This is a genomic window from Achromobacter sp. ACM02, assembly GCF_014851605.1.
Taxonomy (GTDB): Bacteria; Pseudomonadota; Gammaproteobacteria; order Burkholderiales; family Burkholderiaceae_B; genus Achromobacter; species Achromobacter aegrifaciens.
In genome coordinates this window covers 672,101-693,546 of sequence record NZ_JACUZY010000001.1, presented here as the reverse complement: position 1 = coordinate 693,546, position 21,446 = coordinate 672,101, and the positions used below count along the sequence as shown (strand labels likewise).

21 protein-coding genes are annotated in these 21,446 nt (G+C 67.3%); 12 read left to right on the top strand and 9 right to left on the bottom strand.

Annotation, left to right across the window (positions count from 1 at the left end; all coding sequences use genetic code 11):
• Nucleotides 1-42 precede the first annotated feature (42 nt).
• Entirely contained in the window at nt 43-1,125 is a 1,083-nt protein-coding gene (locus IB258_RS03170) for a site-specific integrase (protein WP_192352132.1), read from the bottom strand.
• Between the two features lie 146 nt (nt 1,126-1,271).
• Here IB258_RS03170 and IB258_RS03165 point away from each other — a divergent pair, with 146 nt between their 5' ends.
• The 8 genes from IB258_RS03165 to IB258_RS03130 all read left to right on the top strand — a co-directional run bounded on the left by IB258_RS03165 (nt 1,272) and on the right by IB258_RS03130 (nt 9,132).
• On the top strand, nt 1,272-2,306 hold the full coding sequence (locus tag IB258_RS03165; protein ID WP_192352131.1) for a DNA-binding protein: 1,035 nt from the start codon (nt 1,272-1,274) through the stop codon (nt 2,304-2,306).
• 160 nt (nt 2,307-2,466) lie between these two features.
• Nucleotides 2,467-3,915 carry a transporter substrate-binding domain-containing protein gene (locus IB258_RS03160; RefSeq protein ID WP_192352130.1) on the top strand — a complete coding sequence of 483 codons (1,449 nt, stop codon included), beginning with the start codon at nt 2,467-2,469 and terminating at the stop codon, nt 3,913-3,915.
• A gap of 156 nt (nt 3,916-4,071) precedes the next feature.
• The gene (ydiK, locus tag IB258_RS03155; protein WP_054454367.1) at nt 4,072-5,202 is read left to right on the top strand and encodes an AI-2E family transporter YdiK; all 1,131 of its coding nucleotides are present in this window, start codon (nt 4,072-4,074) and stop codon (nt 5,200-5,202) included.
• Nucleotides 5,203-5,323: 121 nt separating this feature from the next.
• Nucleotides 5,324-5,473 carry a hypothetical protein gene (locus IB258_RS03150; RefSeq protein WP_192352129.1) on the top strand — a complete coding sequence of 50 codons (150 nt, stop codon included), beginning with the start codon at nt 5,324-5,326 and terminating at the stop codon, nt 5,471-5,473.
• Nucleotides 5,470-6,195: an RNA pseudouridine synthase gene (locus tag IB258_RS03145; RefSeq protein WP_054454369.1), complete on the top strand. Its 726-nt coding sequence runs from the start codon at nt 5,470-5,472 to the stop codon at nt 6,193-6,195. The genes IB258_RS03150 and IB258_RS03145 overlap by 4 nt, the downstream gene beginning before the upstream one ends.
• Before the next feature lie 212 nt (nt 6,196-6,407).
• The gene (locus IB258_RS03140) at nt 6,408-7,349 is read left to right on the top strand and encodes an LD-carboxypeptidase (RefSeq protein WP_192352237.1); all 942 of its coding nucleotides are present in this window, start codon (nt 6,408-6,410) and stop codon (nt 7,347-7,349) included.
• 120 nt (nt 7,350-7,469) lie between these two features.
• On the top strand, nt 7,470-7,814 hold the full coding sequence (locus IB258_RS03135; protein WP_175180953.1) for a helix-turn-helix transcriptional regulator: 345 nt from the start codon (nt 7,470-7,472) through the stop codon (nt 7,812-7,814).
• A 13-nt stretch (nt 7,815-7,827) separates the two neighbouring features.
• Nucleotides 7,828-9,132: a type II toxin-antitoxin system HipA family toxin gene (locus IB258_RS03130; RefSeq protein ID WP_370539804.1), complete on the top strand. Its 1,305-nt coding sequence runs from the start codon at nt 7,828-7,830 to the stop codon at nt 9,130-9,132.
• An 18-nt stretch (nt 9,133-9,150) separates the two neighbouring features.
• Here IB258_RS03130 and IB258_RS03125 read toward each other — a convergent pair whose 3' ends face one another.
• Entirely contained in the window at nt 9,151-10,014 is an 864-nt protein-coding gene (locus tag IB258_RS03125; RefSeq protein WP_225588732.1) for a cyclopropane-fatty-acyl-phospholipid synthase family protein, read from the bottom strand.
• Between the two features lie 60 nt (nt 10,015-10,074).
• Entirely contained in the window at nt 10,075-11,373 is a 1,299-nt protein-coding gene (locus IB258_RS03120; RefSeq protein ID WP_054454863.1) for an APC family permease, read from the bottom strand.
• A 450-nt stretch (nt 11,374-11,823) separates the two neighbouring features.
• On the opposite strand from IB258_RS03120, the gene IB258_RS03115 reads away from it, so the two are divergent.
• Together IB258_RS03115 and IB258_RS03110 are read left to right on the top strand one after the other, a co-directional pair.
• Complete coding sequence (locus tag IB258_RS03115; RefSeq protein WP_054454374.1) at nt 11,824-12,210, top strand: DUF6152 family protein; 387 nt, start codon at nt 11,824-11,826, stop codon at nt 12,208-12,210.
• 11 nt (nt 12,211-12,221) lie between these two features.
• Nucleotides 12,222-12,710, top strand: a complete 489-nt coding sequence (locus tag IB258_RS03110; protein WP_054454377.1) for a DUF6644 family protein — start codon at nt 12,222-12,224, stop codon at nt 12,708-12,710.
• 43 nt (nt 12,711-12,753) lie between these two features.
• Here IB258_RS03110 and IB258_RS03105 read toward each other — a convergent pair whose 3' ends face one another.
• Both IB258_RS03105 and IB258_RS03100 read right to left on the bottom strand, forming a co-directional pair.
• Complete coding sequence (locus IB258_RS03105; protein WP_054454380.1) at nt 12,754-13,344, bottom strand: YceI family protein; 591 nt, start codon at nt 13,342-13,344, stop codon at nt 12,754-12,756.
• A gap of 226 nt (nt 13,345-13,570) precedes the next feature.
• The gene (locus IB258_RS03100; RefSeq protein ID WP_054454865.1) at nt 13,571-14,197 is read right to left on the bottom strand and encodes a glutathione S-transferase family protein; all 627 of its coding nucleotides are present in this window, start codon (nt 14,195-14,197) and stop codon (nt 13,571-13,573) included.
• A 228-nt stretch (nt 14,198-14,425) separates the two neighbouring features.
• Between IB258_RS03100 and IB258_RS03095 the strand changes: the two genes are divergently transcribed.
• Both IB258_RS03095 and IB258_RS03090 read left to right on the top strand, forming a co-directional pair.
• Nucleotides 14,426-14,830 carry a DUF2946 family protein gene (locus IB258_RS03095; RefSeq protein ID WP_054454382.1) on the top strand — a complete coding sequence of 135 codons (405 nt, stop codon included), beginning with the start codon at nt 14,426-14,428 and terminating at the stop codon, nt 14,828-14,830.
• A 243-nt stretch (nt 14,831-15,073) separates the two neighbouring features.
• Nucleotides 15,074-17,137 (top strand): TonB-dependent copper receptor, encoded by a 2,064-nt coding sequence (locus IB258_RS03090; protein ID WP_192352128.1) that lies wholly within the window; start codon nt 15,074-15,076, stop codon nt 17,135-17,137.
• Between the two features lie 29 nt (nt 17,138-17,166).
• On the opposite strand, the gene IB258_RS03085 is transcribed toward IB258_RS03090, so the two are convergent.
• Genes IB258_RS03085 through IB258_RS03070 form a run of 4 tightly spaced genes read right to left on the bottom strand, consistent with a single transcriptional unit; the run spans nt 17,167 to nt 21,440 of the window.
• Nucleotides 17,167-18,534 (bottom strand): MmgE/PrpD family protein, encoded by a 1,368-nt coding sequence (locus IB258_RS03085; RefSeq protein ID WP_192352127.1) that lies wholly within the window; start codon nt 18,532-18,534, stop codon nt 17,167-17,169.
• Nucleotides 18,531-19,433 (bottom strand): polysaccharide deacetylase family protein, encoded by a 903-nt coding sequence (locus IB258_RS03080; RefSeq protein ID WP_192352126.1) that lies wholly within the window; start codon nt 19,431-19,433, stop codon nt 18,531-18,533. Before IB258_RS03080 ends, IB258_RS03085 begins: the two co-directional genes overlap by 4 nt.
• 28 nt (nt 19,434-19,461) lie before the next feature.
• A complete protein-coding gene (locus tag IB258_RS03075; RefSeq protein WP_192352125.1) occupies nt 19,462-20,247 on the bottom strand; it encodes an enoyl-CoA hydratase in 786 nt (261 codons plus the stop codon).
• Complete coding sequence (locus IB258_RS03070; RefSeq protein ID WP_054454392.1) at nt 20,244-21,440, bottom strand: CaiB/BaiF CoA-transferase family protein; 1,197 nt, start codon at nt 21,438-21,440, stop codon at nt 20,244-20,246. The genes IB258_RS03075 and IB258_RS03070 overlap by 4 nt, the downstream gene beginning before the upstream one ends.
• Nucleotides 21,441-21,446: the final 6 nt, after the last annotated feature.

Genomic DNA, 21,446 nt, shown 5'->3' with positions numbered 1-21,446 from the left:
TCGTGTCGGGCAGGATTCGGGTTGCGGCGAGTGCGCGGGATTTTACCCGCGCGGGGCGTCCGGCTCGTCCAGCAGCCGGGCCGCGGGCGATTCGGCCGCCGCCCCGGCGCGGAAGTAGCCCATGACGGTGGCCACGCTGGCATGTCCGGTCATGGCCATGGTGTCGCCCAGCGGCACGTTGCGCCGTCCCGCCTCGGTCACGAATCCCGAGCGCAGGCTGTGCGCCGAAAACTCGCCTTCCAGGCCGGCCAGCTTGCAGCGTTCCTGCACGATGTCCCGTACCGCGGCCGCGGCCAGCGGCTCGCCCAGCACGTCGCCGCGCCGCACGCGCCGGAACAGCGGACCTTGCGTGATGCCGCTGGCGCGCAGCCAGGCGTCAAGCGCCTGGGCAGCCACGCCGACGATGGGCTTCTGGTCATTGGCGCGGACGGCGCCCGCCTGGTTGGTCTTGGAATACGCCAGCGCGTACAGAAACCCCTCGGCCGTGCGCCGCGTGTTTTCCATCGTGGCATGAACGACTTCGGAGCGCCTGCGCCCGCCGCTGGCCCAGGCGAACAGCAGCAGGGCGCGGTCACGCATGCCACGCAGGGAATCGTCACAGGTGGCCAGCATGGCCTCCAGCGGTTCGCGCGTGAGCGCCACCTTCTTGGCCGGAGCCACGCCGCGCCGGGCATAGGCGCGCCGCGTCCTGGCAAGCAGCTCGCGCACCGCGGCCGCGCGGCAGGGGTTGGGGTGGCCTTGAAGTTCGTGCGCCTTGGACAGCACGGAAATGCGCTGCAGCAGCGTGTTGAGGCTGGGCGCGCCCAGCCTGCCTTTGGCTTTGAGCCGGACCAGTTCCTGATCCAACGCCAGCGGCAATTCCCATTTCAGGCCTTGCTCGGTGGAGCGCTGAGCATGGTCGACCACGAACTGGATCACGGCGGCTTCCGGCATGGGCAGGGCAAAGGGGCGCGCATAGCGCAGCTCGAACCAGGCGCTCCAGTAGCGGATGGCGGCGCGGTAGCTGGCGACCGTATTGGCCGAACTGCCTTCGCGCAACAGCGCGCTGGCGGCGGCATCGGCCTGGGCGTCCAGGGTGAGCGGGTCCAGAACGGGCAGCGGTGCCTGCGTTTTCAGCTGTGTCATGGTTGAAGAGGGTGGGAAATCGCATTTCATACATATTATTATGTATGCTGTATGATATCTAACATAAATATTGAATTACTCTCGATAAGGTTCCATTATCGTGGGTAATTATCCCGCAAATGCCGAATTCGGCACGGAGCAAGCGCATGGCCACCGGAATTACCGAAACTGACGTCTGGACCGCCGCCGACGCCTTGCTGCTGGAGGGCGCGCGGCCCACCATCGAACGGGTGCGACAGAAGATCGGCCGGGGCTCGCCGAATACCGTCAGCCCCTATCTGGAAACCTGGTTCCGGGCCTTGGGCGCGCGCATCAAGGACCCGGGCGCGTTTGCAGCGCCGGCTGCCGTCCCGGATCCCGTGGCGCAGGCCGCCTCGCACTTCTGGGAAGCCGCCTTGTCCGAGGCCCGCGCCCAACAGGAACAGGCCTATCGCGGGCGCTGGGAAGAACTGGCGCGGGAAGGGGAGCAATTGGCCTCGGACGCCGAACAGCTGCAGCAACGCGAAGCCCAGCTAGCGCACCGCGAACAGGATCTGCAGGAAGCCCTCAGGGTGGCGACCTCCCAATTGGCGGCCGCCGAAGACCGGCTGCAGTCGGCCGAACAGCAACTGCGCCAACGCGACGAACTGCTCAGGCGCAACCAGCTGCAGCTGGAAGACGCCCGCAGCGCCACGCAGGCGGCGCTGGCGGAGAACGAGAAGATCCGCGCCCAGCATGCGCAAGCGCTCGATACGCTGGAAACCCGTCATACCGCCCACGAACGCCGCTGGCTCAATGAGCTGGACAGCGAACGCGGCACGGTCAAGCGCTTGCAGGCACGGCTGGACGACGCGCAGGCAGCCAGCCAACAGCAGGCGGCGCAGGCGCGCAAGGGGCTGGAACAGGAACAGCATCAGCGCCGCCAGGCGGAACAAGAGGCGCAAGCCCTGCGCACCGAAGTCCAGGCTATGCAAGTGCGCCAGCAAGCCGATCAGGCCGCGGCCGATACGGCCTTGACGGCGGCGCGCGATCGCGAAAGGACGCTGGAATCCCGGCTGGCGGCTGCCGAGCAACGCTCATCCGACTGCCTCGCGCAGTTGAAAGGGAAGGACGAACAACTGGGCGAGCTGACCCGGCATCTGATGGCGCAGGCCCAGCGGCAGGACGCCGGTCATGCGCCGCCGAAACCCGCGCAGCCCTAGAGGCCCGTTGGATGCCGTCCGCATTGCACGCCGCAGCGGAAAGAATCCGTTGCATGAACCCCGGCCGCCCGATATTGTTGTAGCCACGGCCCGGCGCGCAACGCGCCTTGCCGCGCGGCATACCTGACTTGCCGCAGTAACCGGGCCGGCCGGAGGAACTATGTCATTTCGCGTGATTGCCTCGATGCTTTGCGCGCTGTTGCTGTGGTTGCCTCCATCGCCTGGATACGCCCAGACGGCGAAGGCCAAAGGCGACCCGCTGGCGCTGGCCTACAACATGAAGCCCTGGACCGGGGACTTCGACGGCATGGTCAAGCGCCGGCAAGTCCGGGTGCTGGTGCCCTACAACAAGACCCTGTACTTCCTGGACAAAGGCGGCACGCAGCGCGGCATCATCGCGGACATGATGACCGAGTTCGAGAACGACCTGAACCGGCAGCTCAAGACCAAGAACATCCGCGTGTACGTGGTGTTCCTGCCGACCTCGCGCGAACGCCTGATTCCCGATCTGCTGGCGGGCAAGGGCGACATCATCGCCGCCAATCTGACGGTCACTGAAGAACGCCAGAAGCTGGTGGACTTTTCCACCCCGCTGGCGTCGGGCGTGCGGGAGCTGGTCGTGGCCGCGCCAGGCGCGCCCGAACTCAAGTCGCTGGACGACCTTTCCGGGCAGGAGCTCTTCATCAGCCCCGTCAGCAGCTACTACGGCAGCGTCAAGAAGCTGAACGCGGATCTGGCGGCCAGGGGCCTGAAGCCCGCCATCATCCGTGACGCGCCGGGCACTTTCGAGACCGACGACATCCTGGAGATGGCCAGCGCGGACCTGGTCAAGTACACGGTCGCCGACCGCTACCTGGCGAATTTCTGGAAACAGATCTTCCCGCAGATCCGGGTCTACGAAAATCTGGAGGTCGACAGCGGCAGCGATATTGCCTTCGCCTTCCGCAAGAACTCGCCCAAGCTCGCGGCGGCGCTCAACCCCTTCATGGAGAAGAACCGCGTCGGCACCTCTTTCGGCAACCAGCAGCTGACCAAGTACCTGAAATCCGTGAAGTGGGTAAAGGCCGCCACCGATCCGGAGGAAATCGAAAAATTCCACCGCCTCGCTGACTTCTTCCGCAAGTACGGCGACCAATACAACATAGACTGGCTGCTGATGATGGCGCAGGGCTACCAGGAGTCCCGGCTGGACCAGGGCGCCAAAAGCTCGGTCGGGGCGATAGGCGTCATGCAGATCATGCCGGCCACCGGCAAGGAACTGAAAGTAGGTGACATCCGGCGCGAGGAATACAACATCCATGGCGGCGTCAAATACATCCGTTTCATGATCGACCAGTACTACGCGAAAGAGCCCATGACGGACCTGGACAAGGGGCTGTTCGCCTTCGCGGCCTACAACGCCGGCCCCGGCCGGATCAACCAATTGCGCAAGGACGCCGCCGCCCGCGGACTGGACCCGAACGTCTGGTTCGACAATGTGGAACGGGTGGCAGCCGAGCGCATCGGGCGTGAAACGGTGCAGTACGTGAGCAACATCTACAAGTACTACATCGCCTACACGTTGATCCGCGCGCAGGGCGCGGGCGACGGCGCGGGCGCCCCGCGTTAGCCGCAGGCGGCGCCGCTTGCGGGCGGCCGGTATATATACGCGCCGGATTTTCGGATAAATTCGCCAAAGACGCATTCAGGTGTACCAACCGGGCATATGCCCAACCGGCATCGATGCGCCACAAACCAGGGCTGCCGGCCCTGTCAGGAGCAGCGGTTGAATCCTCTTCCACGCCAGACGGTCGATCTCGCCCGCATCATCCTCGTCATCGTGATCCTGGCCGGCCTGATGGCAGGCAGCCTCTACATCCTGCGCCCGTTCCTGCCCGGCCTGGTCTGGGCAACCACGATCGTCGTGGCGACCTGGCCGGTCATGCTGGCGATCCAGCGCTATTGCGGCGGGCGGCGCTGGATGGGCACCCTGACGATGCTGGTCATCCTGCTGTTCGTCATCGTGCTGCCGCTTTACGAGGTGATCTCGACGCTGGCCTTGCACAGCAGCTCGATCATGGCGGCGGTCAAGAGCCTGCCCGACTACGCGCTGCTGGCGCCGCCCGCCTGGGTCCACGGCATTCCGCTGGTCGGCCCCAAGATTGCGCAGGAATGGCAGACCCTGTCGGACGCCGGCGCCGGCGGCCTGCTGGCCAAACTGGAACCGTACCTGACCAGCGCCGCGGCCTGGCTGCTCGGGCATGCCGCCATCGTCGGCGCCTTCATGATGCACATGCTGATCACGGTGGTCGTGGCCGGCATCCTCTACACCAAGGGCGAAGTGGCGGTCGATTTCGTGCGGCGCTTCTTCAACCGGCTGGCGGGCCAGCGCGGCCTGGCGGCCGTCAAGCTTGCCGGGCAGGCGATACGCGCCGTGGCCCTGGGCATCGTCGTGACCGCAGTCGTGCAGTCCGGGCTGGGCGGGATCGGCTTGTGGATCGCGGGCGTGCCGGCTGCCGGCATCCTTACCGCGCTGATGGTGATGCTGTGCCTGGCGCAACTGGGGCCTTTCCTGCCCATGCTGGCCGGCGTGGTCTGGCTGTTCCAGAACGACATGAAGCTGGCGGCCGCGGTGCTGCTGGTCTGGTCGGTGCTGGTGGCGATGCTGGACAACCTGCTGCGGCCGCTGCTCATCAAGCGCGGGGTCAACCTGTCCTTGCTGCTGATCCTGGTGGGCGTGCTGGGCGGCTTGTTTGCCTTCGGCATCGTGGGCCTGTTCATCGGCCCGGTGATCCTGGCGGTGACCCATACGCTGCTCAAGGCCTGGATCGACGAAGTGCCGCCGCCCGCCGCGCTGGACGCGGAAACGCAACCGGCGGCAACGCCCGCGGGACACGCCGAATTCCCGCCGGTCTGAACGCCGCCCGCATCGGCTGCCAGCCAGGCCGCGGCCGGCAGCCTGCCGGGGAAGGGCGTAACATCTGCCTCACGTCGCGGGCGCAAGGCCCGCTTTTCTGGCAACACCCCGGCAATACCTCATGACGATGCACCCACTGGCGCCGCTGCAAGGCGGCTATTCTTTCCGGTCCGAACTGCGGTCCGAATCACGGTCCGAACTGCGGCTCGATTCATGGCCGGACTCCACGCCCGGCCCCGCGGCTTCCCAGCACAAGGCGGTGGTGCGATGAGCGAAAGCGTACGCCTGGCCAAGCGCTTGGCCACCGAACTGTCCTGCTCGCGCGGCGACGCAGAACGCTACATAGAAGGCGGCTGGGTCGCCGTGGATGGCAAGCAGGTCGAGGAGCCGGGCTATCGGGTGGCGCCCGGCCAGTCCGTGGGCCTGCTGCCAGGCGCGCGCCTGGAAGACGCGCGTCCCGTGACCATCCTGCTGCACAAGCCCGCCGGCCTCTACGCCAATGACGAGCCCGGCTCTGCGCGCGACCTGATCCTGCCCGAAAACCTGATGCCCGGCGACCGTTCCGGGCAGCGCTACCTGAAGCGCATGCTTAATGGCCTGAAGCTGGTCACGCCGCTGGAACGCGCAGCCAGCGGCCTGGTCGTCTACACGCAGGAATACCCGATCGCGCGCAAGCTGGTGGAAGAAGGGCGCTACGTGGAGCAGGAGTACGTGGCCCAGGTGTCCGGCCAGCTCAGCGCCGCCGACCTGGCGCGCCTGCAGCGCGGCATGGCTTATGACGGCCGCGCCGCCACGCCCATGAAGGTCAGCTGGCAGAACGAAACCCATCTGCGCTTCGCCCTGAAGACGCCTGCGCCCGGCTTCATTGAATACGTGTGCGACGCGGCGGGATTGCGCCTGCAGGCCCTGCGCCGCATCCGCATCGGCCGCCTGCCGATGGCGGGCCTGGCCCTCGGCCAGTGGCGCTACCGCCTGGATTACGAACGTTTCTGACGGCAGCAGGGATGACCATGGAACAAGCGCCGCAAGGCCAGCGACCGCAGCGAAATACCGGACGCAGGAGTTTTCTGATCAACACCGGGGCCCTGTGCCTGTCCGCGGCCTTGGCCGGCTGCGCGGCGCCCAAGCCGCCGCCGCGCCGCGCGCCGCAATCGGCCAAGCCCGGTTCCGCGGCGCCCCCGGTTGCCAGCGGCGCAGCAACGCCAGTGCCCGCGCTCAAGCCCGGTGCGCGCGTCGCCATCGTGGCGCCCGCGTCCGCCGCGCTGGATGCCGCGGATGACGCAGCCGAATGGTTGCTGGCGCGTGGCTACGTGCCGCAGGTCATGCCGGCCTCGCGTTCGCGGCTGGACGCCCCCTATGACTATCTGGCGGGTTCGGACGCCGACCGCTTGGCCGACCTGCATGCGGCCTTCGCCGCGCCGGATATCGGCGCCGTCTGGTGCCTGCAGGGCGGCTTCGGTTCGTGGCGCCTACTGGATCAGCTGGACTTCGATCTGCTGCGCCGCCACCCCAAGCCGTTCATCGGCTACAGCGACATCACGGCGCTGCACCTGGCCATGCAGCGCCGCGCCGGCTTCGTCACGTTCCACGGGCCGATGCTGGCGCAGGACCTGCTGGCCGGCAAGCGTGAACCCACCGAATCGCATTTGCTGTCCATGGTCAGCGGCCAGGTGGGGCAGGGGGCGTGGATCACGCCGCCGCCCTATGCCACCGCCACGGAACTGATACCGGGCACGGCGACCGGGCGGCTGATCGGGGGCAATCTGGCGCTGATCGGCGCACTGATCGGGTCCGATAGCGAAATCGACACCAGCGGCGGAATTCTTTTCATCGAGGACGTCAACGAAGCCTTGCCCCGCATCGACCGCTTGTTGAGCCAACTGGCCGCCGCTGGCAAGTTCGACGACCTCAAAGGCGTGCTGGTTGGCAACTTCACCCGCATCCTCGGCGTGCCGGGCGACGATGCCCAGGCGCAGGGGCTGCTGTATCCGCTGGTACTCGACCAGTTCCGCTCGCGCGGCATTCCGGTGCTGGCCGGATGGCCCAGCGGCCATGGCGATCCGAACCTGACCTTGCCGCTGGGCGCACAGGTCACGCTGGACACGGCGCGTGGCGGATTGCGGCTGGAGCAGGCGGTTGTAGTTTGACCTGTGTTGCTCATTTAATGAGTCATAAACTATACTAATGCCACATTAATAGAGCATACTTAATTCCTAATATGCCTCATTAATAGTGCAAACCAACAAACAAAGCACTATTATTGACTCATGAAAAAGAAGATCGAACCCAGCTTCGATGCCGCCAGTGCGCTTGCGCGCCTTGGCGCCAACATCCGCACCGCCCGGCTGCGCCGCGCCGAAACCGAATCCACGCTGGCCGCCCGCATGGGCGTGTCGCGCGCCACCATCACGCGCCTGGAACGCGGCGACGGCGGCGTGTCCCTGGCGCTGGCCATTGAAGCCTTGCTGCAGTACGGCTATGCGGACCAGGTCTACGCCCTGGGCGATCCCGACCTGGACGGCGTAGGCAAACGCCTGGACGCGGTGCGCCGGCCCAGCCGGGGCAGCGGCAAGACGCCCAACACGCACCGCGCCGATCCTACCCAGCTGTAGCGCCACGCAAATCGTGAAAGCAAGAAAGCACAAATCGGTGGAAAGCGAGCTGTATGTCTACGTCGACATCCGCGGCGAGGCCGTGCTCGCCGGCCTGCTGACGCTGGACGATTCGGATGAAAGCCGCTTCTACGCCGAGTTCACCTATGTGCAGTCCTATGTGAACGATCAGCGCGCCTTTGCGCTGGATCCGCTGAACCTGCCGCTGGTGGACGCGCGCACCACCTTCCGCACCGAAAGCCGCTACGAAACGCTGGGCGCGGTCTTTGACGCCGCCCCCGACGCATGGGGCCGCAACGTCATGCGCGTGGACAACGCCGGCGCCCGCGTGACCGAGGACGAAGTCCTGCTCAAGGGACGCGGGATGGGCGTGGGGGCGTTGTTCTTCAGCGCCCGCCAGCTTACGCCGAACATGCGCAAGACCTATCGCCTGCCGGAACTCAGCCAGGTGGAATCGCTTGCGGACCTGCTCACCGATATCGATCAGGGCGTCAAGCCCAAGGGCCTGTACCGCGACATCCTGGGCAGCTCCTGGGACATCGGCGGCGCGCGTCCCAAGACCATCGTGCGCGACGAGCGCGGCGAAATGTGGATCGCCAAGTTTCCGCGCAAGGGGGATTCCTACGACCGCCAGCGCGTCGAATACGCCAATCTGCAGATGGCGCGCGCCATCGGCCTGACGGTGCCCGAGATCCGCCTGGCTGAAACGCATCTGGGCGCAGTGCTGCTGACGCACCGCTTCGACCGCGAGTTGCTGCCGGCCGGGCAGGGCGCGACTCCCATCGTCGCGCGCCGCCATTTCCTCAGCGGCGCCTCCCTGATCAGCCCCTCGGCGCAGATCGGCAAACGCGAACTCGACGAGGCGCGCGGCAAGGCCACGTATTCCTACGCGCGGCTGGCGGACGTCACGCGCCGGATTTCGTCCAACCCGGTGCGGGACTTGAAGGAACTGTACGCGCGCATGATCCTGAACGTCGCCGTCCACAACACCGACGACCACTTGAAGAACGTCGGCTTCCTGAAGGACGAGGGCGCGCAGACCTACCGGCTGTCGCCCCTGTTCGACGTGGTCACGCAGGAAGGCTCCGCCAGGCACTACCTGCACATCGGCGCAGCCGGCCGGGAAAGCTCATTCCAGAACTGCCTGAGCGAATACCGGCGCTTCGGCCTGCGGTCTGAAGCCGTCGCTCGCGGCATCCTTGAGCACGTGCGCGAGGTGGTGGAGCAACGCCAGCGCTACTACGCCATGGCCGGGATGACGGCGCAGGAAATCGGGCATGTGGAAGCATCCTTGACGGCCTGGCGCCACGCGGCATAACCCGTCCGCGTCGCGGCCCTACACCCGCTTGGCCGACCAGTTCCCCCGGCCGGCGGCGCTGCCGCTCATCTGCTTGCCATTCACCGTCCCGGTGTAGCGCACGCCGTTGGCGACAAAGGAGATCTCGGCGCCATTCAGCCGCGCCTCCGAAATCGGCGCGCCGCCCAGCTTGCCCGACAGGCGCTGGTAGCGCTGCTCCAGCTGCAGGGGCTGGCCGTCCACCTCCCAGTTGCCCGCCACCTTGGCGGGCACGATCCACAAGAGCGCCGTGCAGTAGGTGTTGCAGTCCTGCCGGATGGTTTCCTCGGCGTCCGGCTCCCAATCGCCCATGCGGAAGGAGTTCGACACGATGCGGGTGCCGGGCGCCAATTCCAGCAGCTTGGGCCGCAGTTTTTCGTTGATGGTAGACAGCAGGAACATGGTGATCACGTCCGCCTGCGACAGATCGGTGGCGAACAGGTCCGCCGTCACGAAGGTGGCGCGGTCGGCAACGCCGGCGCGCTGCGCGTTGCGGCGCGACAGTTCGACCAGGTCCGGGTTGTACTCGATGCCCTGGGCCGTCAGGCCGCGCTGGGCCGCGGTGATGACGGTGCGCCCGTCGCCCGAGCCCAGGTCCATCAATTTGTCCTTGGGCGTGACCTTGGCCATGTCCAGCATGGTATCGACCAGGGCCTGCGGCGTAGGCACCCAGATGACGTCCTTGCCGTCCTGGCCCACGTCCGGCACGTACTCTTTCTGTTCCGAGGGCTGCGCGGCGGCGGCCAGCGACGGCAGCGGGACGCATGCCAGGGCCAGCGCGGCCGCCGACGCGAGCACGGCGCCGCGCAGGGGCGGCATGGCGCTACGGGCGACGGATCTGAAGGACTGAATCGCGATGTGCATGATGTGGACTCCTTGCAGGTAAGGCATGCGGACGGGATCGCCGCCCCGGGGAAACCTTGGTCAGGCCCGCGGCGGCGCGGGCCCCAGCAGGCGCAGCAGCGGCAGGCCCGCCGCCAGCACCGCCAGCCCGATCAGCGCGCCGGCGCCGGCGTACATGGCGCTGGAAACCACCAGGCCGGCGCAGGTCAGCGCCAGCAGCAGCGGGGGCAAGGGATAGAGCGGCACGCGGAACGGGCGCGGCCGATCCGGATCGATGCGCCGCAGGCGCCACACCGAGGCCGCAACCAGCAGCATGAAGATCCAGAACACCGGTGCGGTATAGGCCACCAGGGTCTGCACGCTGTTCTGGCTGAAGGCGCCCAGCGCGATCAGCGCAAGCGTGATCGCGCCCTGGACCAGCAGTGCGGATGCGGGCGTCTCGCCTTGCGCGTTCCACGCCGCCAGCGCGCGCAGCCGCGGCACGTCGCGGCCCAGGGCGCAATACACCCGCGCGCCGGTGATGATGGTGCCGTTGATGGTGCTGAGCGCCGTGGCGCAGATCGTCAGGCTGAGCAGGGCTGCAGCGTAGGGGCCGGCCGCCAGCTGCATCACGTCCGCCCCCAGCGCCGGCGTATCGCGCAGCCCCTGCAGGCCGAAGATCTCCAGCAGCGCCAGGTTGGTCAGCACGTACGCGCCCGTCACCAGCAGCGTGCCGATCAGCAGCACCCGGCTCATGTTGCGGCCCGGGTCGCGCAGCTCGCCGCTGAGATAGGCGGCTTCGTTCCAGCCGCCATAAGTCAGCAGCACGAACACCATGCCCATGCCCAGCAGGCCCGCGGTATTGCCGGTCAAAGGCCCCGGTTCGGCAGCGCTGCGCAGCGGGCTGTCTCCCGCGGCGGCCAGGCTGGCGATCAGCACCGCCGCCAAGGCCGCCACCGTCAGCGCAGTGAACACCCATTGCAACCGCTTGGAATAGCGCGTGCCCGCCACGTTCAAGGCGGTCAGCGCCACCACCGATATCGCCGCGTGCAGGGCGGGGCCGTACGGACCAAGGGGCGCGAGCCGTTGCGCGTAATCGCCATAGATATAGGCGACCACGGCGATGGCGCCCGTCTGGATGACAGAGCAACGCGCCCAGGCGAACATCAGTCCCACCTGCCGGCCCCAGGCCCGTGTCAGGTACAGGTATTCGCCGCCCGCGCCGGGATAGGCCGAGCCCAGCTCGCCGTAGCAAAGCGCGCCGACCAGCATCACCAGGCCGCCCGCGCACCACAAGGCGATGTACATCGCCTCGGAACTCGCGTGCTGCGCCACCAGCGGCGGAAAGCCGAATATGCCGATTCCGATCACCACGCCCACCAGCACCATGGTGGCATCCATCACCGACAAGCCGGCCGGCGCGCGCGGCTGGAGCAACAGGGCCGGATTCGCGGGCGAACGCAGGGTGGGCTGTGTCATCGGATGCTCTCGGTTGGGCGCGGCGGGCGCGTGCAGACGGCGCCATTTGGGGACGGTGCCTGACAATCACCTGAACAATTTGCGACCGCATTCCGTGCGGGAAAGTTTCTCCGGGTTTTCCCGTGAGAATCGATGATTTCTCTAATTCAGCATAGATTCAGCATAATCTAAGTTCTTAGAATAATTGACTAACTAATTGATTAATATGATTTTAATGTCATATTTAATGTCCTTTATTTAAAGTAATTTCTCATCAATGAATCAAGCTCGATATGCAACGCCTCCCGCGCTATGCTGATTGCGGCGGACGCGCGCCACACGAGCGGCCGCCGCAAAGGAAGGGGAGCCAAACCGCAATTCAGGAGCAGCGACATGAAGCTATCCATACGCGTGGCCACGGCAGCGCTGGCGCTTTCCGGACTGATGGGCCTGGCGCCCGCCGCGATGGCCCACCACGGCTGGTCGTGGGCCGAATCCGAACAGATGACGTTGCAAGGCACGGTCCAGCAAGTGCAGATCGCGCCCCCGCATCCCTGGCTGGACGTACGCGCCGACGACGGCGTCTGGCGCGTGGAGCTGGGCAATCCCACCCAGACCAAGGACGCCGGATTCGTCGAAGGTTCGGCCAAACCGGGCGATGCCATCGTCGCCGTCGGCAACCGCGACCGCGAGTCGGACGCCAAGCGCATGAAAGCCGTCCAGATCAAGGTAGGCGGCAAGACCTACGACATCTATCCCAGCCGCATCAAGAAGCCCTGACCGGCCGGGCCATGCCTGAGCTGCTGCGTCTTGCGCTGGAACAGCTTCAGACCCTGCCGCCGTCGATCTGGCTGCGGCGGTGGAGCACGCTGTATCTGCTGGTGAACGCCGCCCATATCGGCGCCATCGGCCTGCTCATAGGCTCCATCGTTCCGCTGGACCTGCGCCTCCTGGGGTGGCTCAAGCCCGGACCGCTGGCTGTGCTGGCGCCGGTGTTGGCGCGGACTGCGGCAGCGGGCCTGGCGCTGGCGGCGTTGACGGGCGCCATGCTTTTCAGCGTCCAGCCGCTGGAGTACCTGGCGAATCCCGCGTTCGGGATCAAGATGGGCCTGCTGGCCGCGGGTGCGATCAATGCCGTGCTTGCACGGCGCAGCCTGGCCTGGCAGACGGTGCGGGATCAGGGCAGTGCGACGGGCGCCATGCGCGTGCGCGCAGGCGCTTCGCTGTTTTTATGGCTGGCTTGCCTGGTGGCGGGGCGCTGGATCGGGTTCCTGTCTTAGGAGCCAGGGCCTTGCGCGTGCGGCGATCGCAGCGCCCGGAAAATCAACGTGCGGCGTCAGCCACGGCCTCGACCGTGATGCGCAGTTGCACTTCGTCGCTCACGCCGGGCGCAAACGCGTCCACGCCGAAATCGCTGCGCTTGACCACCGTCATGGCGTCAAAGCCGATGGCCGGACGCTGCGCCATGGGATGGATGCCTTGCTTGTTCTGGCGCGCCTGCAGCACCACCGGTTTTTCGATGTTCTTGATGCGCAGGACGCCACTGATGCTGAGATTGCCGTTGCCGTGGTCGGTGACCGAGGTGCTCTTGAACTGGATGTCCGGGTACTTGGCCGCCTGGAAGAACTCGGCGCCTTGCAGCATTTCGTCCAGCTTGGGTACGTGCGACGTCAGGCGCGCCACCGGCACGCGCAGGTCGACGGCCGACTTTGCGGGCTGCGCGGCGTCGTAGCGGATCACGCCCGTCACGGCCCCGGCATGCGCGGTGGGCTTGGAGAAACCCAGGTGGTCCCAGGTCACCACGACTTCCGTGTGTTCCGGGTCGATCTGGTAATCCACGGGCGCGGCGTGCGCCGGCAGGCTGCCCAAGGCCAGCAGCGAGGCGGCCAGAAATGCTGCGTAGGTGTGCTTCATTCGATTCTCGGTATGTTCGGCGTCCGGAGGAGCCGGGACGCGCATTCCGTCAGCCCGTCAGCTTAAAACGCGCTGACAGCAACGGCACGGAAGAAGGATAGGAAAGGATGCAATACCGCGCTAGTCCGCCGGAACTGACTGCAGCGTTCCAGTTTTGATGCCAATCAAACCGATACGATCGGCGGCATTGCTGGCCGGGCGCCGCGCGCCGGCCAGCCCGCCGCCGTCAGGAAGCCTGCGCTTCGGCCAGTGCGCGCTGCACGGCAGGTCTTGCCGCAACCCGGGCCAGATAGGCCGCAAGCTTGGGGAACTGCGCGAGGTCGACGCCGTCGCCCTCCAACCAGCTGCCGATGGTGTAGAGATAACCGTCGACCACGCTGTAGCGCTCGCCCGCCGCCCAGGGACCGGCGATCTGCGATTCCAGGTAGGCGGCGCAGGCGGTCATGGTCTGCGGTACCTTGGCCTGCATGGCGGCATGCGCGGCCGGATCGTCGGCCCAGCGCGCGCCGCGGCGCTTGTGCGCGTGCGCCACGTGTGCGGTGGACGCCAGATAGCTGGCCAGCTCCTGCATGCGCGCGAAGGCGAAAGGATCGTCGACCGGCGCCAGCTGCGCGGCCGGAAAGCTTTGCGCCACGAAGGCGAGCAGGGCGGGCGTCTCGGTCAGCACGCCGTGCTCGGTCGCCAGCGCCGGCACGCGGCCCTTGGGGTTGACGCGCAGGTACTCGGGGCTCTGTTGCTGCGCAGCGCCCATGTCCAGCTTGACCAGGTCGAAGTCGGCGCCTGCTTCATGAAGCGCGATATGCGTCGCCAGCGCACAGGTGCCAGGGGCTGTGTAAAAAGTCCAACGGGACATCCGCATCCTCTACTTTCTATGGTTGAAAAGCCAAGTCGCCACTACGGGCTGCCGGCTACAGGGTAGCCCGATCACCTGCCTGCGCCAAGCTTGGCGGCGACGCGCACGAAGCGGCGGCATTGTCTGATCTACATCAGACGGCAATCCGAATTGGCTGCGCGTTGCCATTCGTGCGCGGGATCTGCTCTGCCTTGCGTGATAGCATCTGCGCCGATAAGGAACCGCCGAATGCATGCATCTGCCTATGCCCGTAGACGTTGGGTCGCGCTGGTCGCGATGGCCCTGTTCGTCTTCCAGGCGCTGATCGCGTCTTCGGCGCTGGCGGCCTCGGGCATCGGAACGGGCAAGCCCGGTGTCACCACCATCGTCTGCACGGCCAGCGGCCCACGCGTGGTGACGCTGGATGCCGATGGGCAAAAGCAGGGCGCGCAGCAGCACAGCGGCGCCTTGCCGCACTGCTGCAGCGCAGGCTGCGCCATGCTGAGCGACGCGCTGCCGCCCGAAATCGTGCTGCTGGCCTGGCTCCTGCCAGCCGCAGCTCCCGCGGTCCATCCCCCCGCCGCCGAACCCCACGTTGCAAGCGCCTTGACCCGGCTGCCGCAACGGTCGCGCGCGCCGCCGCCATCCGCCTGACCCTCTCCCCAGACTTCCACGACACGCCATCCGCGCAGCCCGCCAACCCGCGGGCCTGAGCGGTTGCGCCAGCGTCGTCCGCACGCAGCGGGCCAAGGTCCTTTTGCGCCGCGCGGGGAGGGCCCCCACTTCGTCACGCCCATGCGCAGACAGCGCGCTCCTGCCACGCCTTTCTTGAAGGCAGGCGGCCGCGCCGCCCGTCCGCGCCTGCCACCGCAGGTTCCCGATCGACAGACACCAGACATGACCACAAACCAAGAATTCCTGCGCGCGAGTTGCCTGGCCGCCGCAGTGGCCGCCTCATCTCCCGCCTGGCCCCAAGCCGCCGACACGCCCGACGTCTACACCACCGATCCCGTGGTCATCACGGGCGTGGAACCCAGCGCGCCCTTGACCTTCACCACGGATCCCAAAATCCCGCGCCAGCCGCTGCCGGCCAGCGACGGGACCGACTATCTGAAGACGATTCCCGGCTTCTCGGCCATCCGCAATGGCGGCACCAACGGCGATCCCGTGCTGCGCGGCATGTTCGGCTCGCGCCTGAATCTGCTGACCAATGGCACCTCCATGCCGGGCGCGTGCCCTGCGCGCATGGACGCGCCCAGTTCCTATATCTCGCCCGAGAACTTCGACCAGCTCACGGTCATCAAGGGACCGCAGACCGTGCTGTGGGGACCCGGCGCGTCGGCCGGGACGGTCAAGTTCGACCGCGACACGCCCCGTTTCACCGGAGCCGGCGTGCGATTCGACGGCAGCCTGACGGGCGGCTCGTTCGGTCGCAACGACCAGGCCGCCGACCTGACCGTGGGCAACGACAAGGTCTACACGCGCATCACCGCCAACCATTCCCACTCCCAGGACTACAAGGACGGCGACGGCAACACCGTGCCTTCGCGCTGGGACAAGTGGAACGCCGACCTGACCCTGGGTTTCACGCCCGACGCCGACACGCTGTACGAACTGACCGCGGGCACGGGCGATGGCGAAGCGCGCTATGCCGGCCGCGGCATGGACGGCTCCCAGTTCAAGCGCGAGAGCTTCGGCCTGCGCTTCGAGAAGCGCAACCTGGGACCCGTGCTGAGCAAGGTCGAGGCGCAGCTGTACTACAACTACGCCGACCACGTGATGGATAACTACACGCTGCGCGCGCCGGACCCCATGAGCGCCATGCCCATGGCCATGGCGGCCGACGTGGACCGCGCGACCTGGGGCGGCCGCTACGCCGGCACCTGGGAACTGACGCCGGATATCAGTCTGGTCACCGGCCTGGATTTCCAGCAGAGCCGCCATCGCTCCCGCAGCGGCACCGATACCGTGCCGTACAGCAGCCAGAGCTGGGTCAAGGACGCCGACTTTTCCAACACCGGACTGTTCGGCGAACTGACCTGGCGCGTCGCGCCGGACAGCCGCGTCATCGGCGGCGCACGGGTCGACTGGGCTTCGGCCAAGGACTTCCGCCAGGACACGGGCTCGATGATGATGCCCATGCCCAATCCCACAGCGGATGAGCGCCGCAAGGACACGCTGCCCAGCGGCTTCCTGCGCTATGAGCAGGATCTGGCCTCGCTGCCGGCCACGGTCTATGTGGGCCTGGGCCACGTCGAGCGCTTCCCCGATTACTGGGAGCTGTTCTCTCCGGACCAGGGGCCTGCCGGGTCCGTCAACGCCTTCCAGGGCGTGAAGCCCGAGAAAACCACCCAGCTGGATTTCGGCGCCCAGTACAAAACCGAAGCGCTGGACGCCTGGTTCTCAGGCTACGCCGGTTACGTCAATGACTTCATCCTGTTCAGCTACACCTCGGGCGGCATGATGGGTCTGGCGTCGCAGGCCAGCAATGTCGACGCACGCATTGCAGGCGGCGAACTCGGCGTCTCATACAAGCCCGCGTCCGCGTGGAAACTGGGCGCGACGCTCGCGTATGCCTGGGGCGAGAACCGCAGCGACGGCAGGGCGCTGCCGCAAATGCCGCCGCTGGAGGCCAGGCTCAGTGCCGCCTACGATGACGGCACCTGGTCGGCCGGGGCGCTGTGGCGCATCGTGGCCGCGCAAAAACGCTACGCCTTGAATGAGGGCAACGTAGTCGGCAAGGACTTCGGCCCGAGCGCGGGCTTCGGCGTTTTCTCCGTCAACGGCGGCTATGCGGTCAACAAGCAGGTCCGCCTGTCGCTGGGCGTGGACAATCTGTTCAACAAGACCTACAGCGAACACTTGAACCTGGCGGGGAATGCGGGTTTCGGCTATGCCGCCAACACCGCAGTCAATGAGCCGGGCCGCACGGTCTGGGCGCGCGTGAGCTTCAAGTACTGACGCGCCCAGTCCGGAACACTCGATCAGGACTAACGCCCGGTTGTCAGCAGACGGATGATGCCGCGCAGGTCCTGTTCGGCCTCCAGTCCGCGCAGCCGTCGCGCCAGCTCCCGTGTCTGGCCGGCGGGCAGCGGCGGCTGCGCGGACGCGCAGCAGGCTTCGAACTTGGCGTCCTGTTCCGCCACGCCCAAGGGGCGTTCCGGACTGCCGGGAAAGGCCGGCATGTCGACCGCGAATTCGCGGCCGTCCTTCAGCCGCAATTCCACGCGCTGGGGGCTCATGGCGTTGGGGTCCGGATTGCCGTCATCCAGCACCTGGACACGGGCGGCCAGTTCGAAAGTCCTGGCCTCGGCCAGCGCGTCGGGATCGAAGTCGGGTATGCCGACCCGGCCGCGCAGCAGGGCAGTAGCGATGGCATAGCCCATGCAGAGCCGGGCCGTGGCGGAATCCATGCCCGGATGGGCCGGCCGTCCCACCAGGCGCACGATCAGCGACGACGCGCGGACCGTGATCCGGTCCACGTCCCCGGGCTGCAACGAATGGGCCCTCATGAGGTCCAGCACGGCGCCGATGCCGCTATGGGTGGCCCGGCCGGTCGGGTAGGGCTTGTGGCTCATGCGGGTGATCTGGAACACCCGGCCCACGTCCGCGCGAACCGCGTCCCAGTCGGCCTGGCCGGCGTCATACAGCGCGAAGTAGCCATAAGGGCCTTCCAGGATGTCGCGCGGACCGGGAAAGCCCGCGCGCGCCAGCTCGAAGGCCGTAACCGCCGCCCTGGCGTTCAGGCCGACCTGCAGGCCGACCGCGGGCGAGCCTTCGATATGCGCCTGCATGGTGCCGGAGAGATGGCTGTACGCCAGCCCCAGCGCATCGCGCGTGGCGCTCTCATCCAACCCGCCAAGCTTGCACAGCGTGGCCGTGGCGCCCAGGCCGCCGCACATGGCCGGCCGGAAAAAACGCATGGGCGCGCGCTGGGCCAGCGCGACATAGATGGCGAAGTCCAATCCGGCGGCGACCGCGGTGATCAATCGGGGACCATCGACGCCGCCTTCGCGTTCGGCATAGCCCAGCGCCGCCGGCACGATGCAGGCAAACGCGTGCACCACGGCCCGGTCGTGGATCGCGTCGAACTCCTGGTTGAACACTTGATATGCGTTCAGCATGACCGCGCTGGCCAGCGGCAGCCGCTCGCCGCTGCCCCAGACGGTCGCTTCCGCGCCTTGGCCCAGGGCCTGGGCCGCCTGGCGCAACGAGGGCATGCGGGGATGGCGCGAGCCGGATAGCCCGACGCCAACCGCATCCAGGATGAAGGTCTTGGCCGCTTCCACCGCCGCTGCGGGCAGGTGCTCGTATTGGGTGCGCAGCAAATGCGCGACCAGGGTATCGATGGCGTTCATGCGGCGGCTCCGTCGGGCTGGACGGGAACCTGGGCGGCGTACCAGTCATACATCGCGGCGCCGGTGACGAAAGTGGTCATCGGGTGCTTTTGCAGCAGGTCCAGCATGGTGAGCAGGTCGGCGTAGCGGTGCGGCACGCCCATCAGATGGGGATGCAGTCCCAGCGTGAGGACGCGCGGACGGCCCGCGGTCCGGGCCTCGTCGGCATACAGGTCCAGCGTCCGCTCCAGGCGCCGGCTGAATTCCCCGGTGGCATGCTTTTCCACGGCGTGGATGACCGAGTCGTTCAGTTCCAACGCGTACGGCAAGGCCAGCAAGGGCCTGCCGGCGGTCCGCATCCAGTTGGGCAGATCGTCCAGGCACCAGTCGAACAGGTAGTCGATGCCGGCCTGGGCGAGGAGATCCGGCGTGTCCAGCGTTTCGCGCAGGCCCGGCGAGAGCCAGCCGCGCGGCCGGCGGCCGCTGAAGCGCTCGATCCGGTCCAGCGCCGCGGCGATGGTGCGGGCCTGGCCGTCGCCGTCCTCTTGCGACACAGCGCGCTGGTGGATGCCGTGGCCGATGAATTCCCAGCCGGCCTCCAGCAGCGCCTGGGCCGCCTCGGGGTAGGCATCGATGACGGAGGCGTTCAGGCTGGCCGAGGCAGGCAGGCCGCGGCCGCGGATGGCGTCGATGATGCGCGGCAGCCCGCAGCGCAGGCCATATTCGGCCCAGCTGTAGTTGGGCACGTCCGGCACCGTCTCGCGCCCGTGCGGCGCGGTCAGCAGGGTGCGGGGCATGGGCTGATCGAACGGCCAGTGCTCCACATTGACGACCAGGTGCACCAGGATGGCCCGGCCGTCCAGCGCCGCCAGGGGCGGGCGCTGGCTGGAAAGCATGAAAGGAATGCGTGGATTGTTCATGGCATCTTGCTCATGGTTCAAAGACGGCTCAGCGGCCAAGGAAGACCGGGTCGCGTTTTTCGGCGAATGCCCGCCGGCCTTCGGCGTAGTCCTCGCTGGCGAAGCACCGGGCCACCAGGGCGTCGATCGCATCGAGCTGCGCGGGCGCGGGCGGATTCATGGTCGCCAGTATGGCTGCCTTTGCCGCGCGCAGGGAGAGGGGCGCATTGGCGGCGATGGCGCGCACCCGGGCCTGCGACTGGCGGACGAAATCGTCGTCGGCGTACCGTTCGTGGACCAGGCCGCGGCGTTCGGCCTGCTCGGCGTCAAGGATGCGGGCGGTATAGAACAGGTCGAAGGCGGACGCCGCGCCCACCACGCCCGCCAGCCTGCGCATGTCGGCATAGGAGTAGCCCAGCCCCAATCTTGCGGCCGGCATGCGGAAGCGGGCGCTGGCGCTGGCATAGCGCAGGTCGCAGGCCAGCGCCAAGCCGATGCCGCCGCCCATGCAGGCGCCTTGTATCAGCGCAACGGTAGGCGCGGCGAAGTCCGCCAGCAATTGCTGCGCATCCGCCACCGCCTGGTTGTACCGGGCGACCGCGGCCGCGCCGTCGCGGGCCTGGTCGAACTCGCTGATGTCGGCCCCGGACACGAAGGCCCGGGTACCCGCGCCGGTCAGCGCCAGCACCCGGACCTCGGCGCCGTCGAGTTCACGCAGCGCTGCAGCCAACTGCAGCCACATGTCCAGCGTCATTGCGTTGCGCCGTTCGGGATGGCAGACCGTCAGGGTTGCAATGCCGTCCTGGAAATCCACCTGGATCTGGCCGCCGCTCATACCACGCCCTCTTCATACAGGCGCTCGATGTCGTCCGCGGCATAGCCCATCTCCGCGAGCATTTCGCGGGTGTGCTCGCCCCAGCCTGGCGCGGGCCGTCTGATCTGGGCGGGCGTGCGCGTCAAGGCCACGGGCTGCGAGATCAGCCGGTACTGGTGTCCGGCATCGTCGGCAACCGGCTGCGCCACGCCCAGGTGGCGCACCTGTTCGTCCTCGAACACCTGCGGAATGCTGTAGACCGGGCCTGCAGGCACCCCGGCGCGGTTCAGCAGGCCAACCCAGTGCGCGACGCTCTGTTGGCTAAAGCGCTGCGCCAGGGATTCATTGAGCGCACCGCGGTTCGCCACGCGCAACTTCTCGGTCGCGTAGCGCGGGTCTTCCAGCCATTGCGGCGCATCCAGGCACTCGCACAGGCGGCGCCAGTTGCCTTCGCCGGACGCGCCCAGGTTGAACGCGCCGTCGCTGGCCTCGAACAGCCCCATCGGGCTGCTGGTCGGATGGTCATTGCCTGCCTGCACCGGCGTGTCGCCGTCGTTCAGATAGCGCGCAGCCTGGAAGTCCATCAGCGCGATCTGCGTGTGCAGCAGGGAACTGTGGACCCATTGGCCCACGCCGGAGTGTTCGCGCTCCAGCAGGGCCAGCAGGACGCCGACCGCGGCATAGATGCCGGTGCCGCAATCTGCGACCGCGAGTCCCGCGCGCAGCGGACCGCCGCCGGCAAAGCCCGTGACCGACATGAGCCCGCCCATGCCCTGGATGATCTGGTCAAAACCCGGTCGGTCCGCATAGGGACCGTCCTGGCCAAAGCCGGAGATGCTGGCCAGGATGATGCGGGGATTGATGGCGCGCAGGGCGTCGTAGTCCACCCCAAGGCGCGCCTTGACGTCGGGCCGCCAGTTTTCCACCACCACGTCGGCAGTGGCCACCAACTGCTTGAAGACGGCCAGGCCTTCGGGCTTCTTCAGGTTCAGCGTCATCGACCGCTTGTTGCGGTTCAGGTTCTGGAAGTCGCCGCCAGTACGGTCCGCGGCGAACATGGCTTCATTGGGATCGATCCCGGCCGGCGGTTCGATGCGGATCACGTCCGCGCCGAAGTCGGCCAGGATGCGCACGCAGGTCGGGCCTGCGCGCACGCGCGAGAGGTCCAGCACGCGAAAGCGCGCCAGGGTGGGGGAGGCATTGATTCTGGCCATGATGAG

Bases quoted from the DNA above. Each gene is read 5' to 3' on its own strand.
- IB258_RS03170 (WP_192352132.1), bottom strand. From the start codon at position 1,125: ATGACACAGCTGAAAACGCAGGCACCGCTGCCCGTTCTGGACCCGCTC.
- IB258_RS03165 (WP_192352131.1), top strand. From the start codon at position 1,272: ATGGCCACCGGAATTACCGAAACTGACGTCTGGACCGCCGCCGACGCC.
- IB258_RS03160 (WP_192352130.1), top strand. From the start codon at position 2,467: ATGTCATTTCGCGTGATTGCCTCGATGCTTTGCGCGCTGTTGCTGTGG.
- IB258_RS03150 (WP_192352129.1), top strand. From the start codon at position 5,324: ATGACGATGCACCCACTGGCGCCGCTGCAAGGCGGCTATTCTTTCCGG.
- IB258_RS03145 (WP_054454369.1), top strand. From the start codon at position 5,470: ATGAGCGAAAGCGTACGCCTGGCCAAGCGCTTGGCCACCGAACTGTCC.
- IB258_RS03135 (WP_175180953.1), top strand. From the start codon at position 7,470: ATGAAAAAGAAGATCGAACCCAGCTTCGATGCCGCCAGTGCGCTTGCG.
- IB258_RS03125 (WP_225588732.1), bottom strand. From the start codon at position 10,014: ATGCACATCGCGATTCAGTCCTTCAGATCCGTCGCCCGTAGCGCCATG.
- IB258_RS03120 (WP_054454863.1), bottom strand. From the start codon at position 11,373: ATGGATGCCACCATGGTGCTGGTGGGCGTGGTGATCGGAATCGGCATA.
- IB258_RS03115 (WP_054454374.1), top strand. From the start codon at position 11,824: ATGAAGCTATCCATACGCGTGGCCACGGCAGCGCTGGCGCTTTCCGGA.
- IB258_RS03110 (WP_054454377.1), top strand. From the start codon at position 12,222: ATGCCTGAGCTGCTGCGTCTTGCGCTGGAACAGCTTCAGACCCTGCCG.
- IB258_RS03105 (WP_054454380.1), bottom strand. From the start codon at position 13,344: ATGAAGCACACCTACGCAGCATTTCTGGCCGCCTCGCTGCTGGCCTTG.
- IB258_RS03100 (WP_054454865.1), bottom strand. From the start codon at position 14,197: ATGTCCCGTTGGACTTTTTACACAGCCCCTGGCACCTGTGCGCTGGCG.
- IB258_RS03095 (WP_054454382.1), top strand. From the start codon at position 14,426: ATGCATGCATCTGCCTATGCCCGTAGACGTTGGGTCGCGCTGGTCGCG.
- IB258_RS03090 (WP_192352128.1), top strand. From the start codon at position 15,074: ATGACCACAAACCAAGAATTCCTGCGCGCGAGTTGCCTGGCCGCCGCA.
- IB258_RS03085 (WP_192352127.1), bottom strand. From the start codon at position 18,534: ATGAACGCCATCGATACCCTGGTCGCGCATTTGCTGCGCACCCAATAC.
- IB258_RS03080 (WP_192352126.1), bottom strand. From the start codon at position 19,433: ATGAACAATCCACGCATTCCTTTCATGCTTTCCAGCCAGCGCCCGCCC.
- IB258_RS03075 (WP_192352125.1), bottom strand. From the start codon at position 20,247: ATGAGCGGCGGCCAGATCCAGGTGGATTTCCAGGACGGCATTGCAACC.
- IB258_RS03070 (WP_054454392.1), bottom strand. From the start codon at position 21,440: ATGGCCAGAATCAATGCCTCCCCCACCCTGGCGCGCTTTCGCGTGCTG.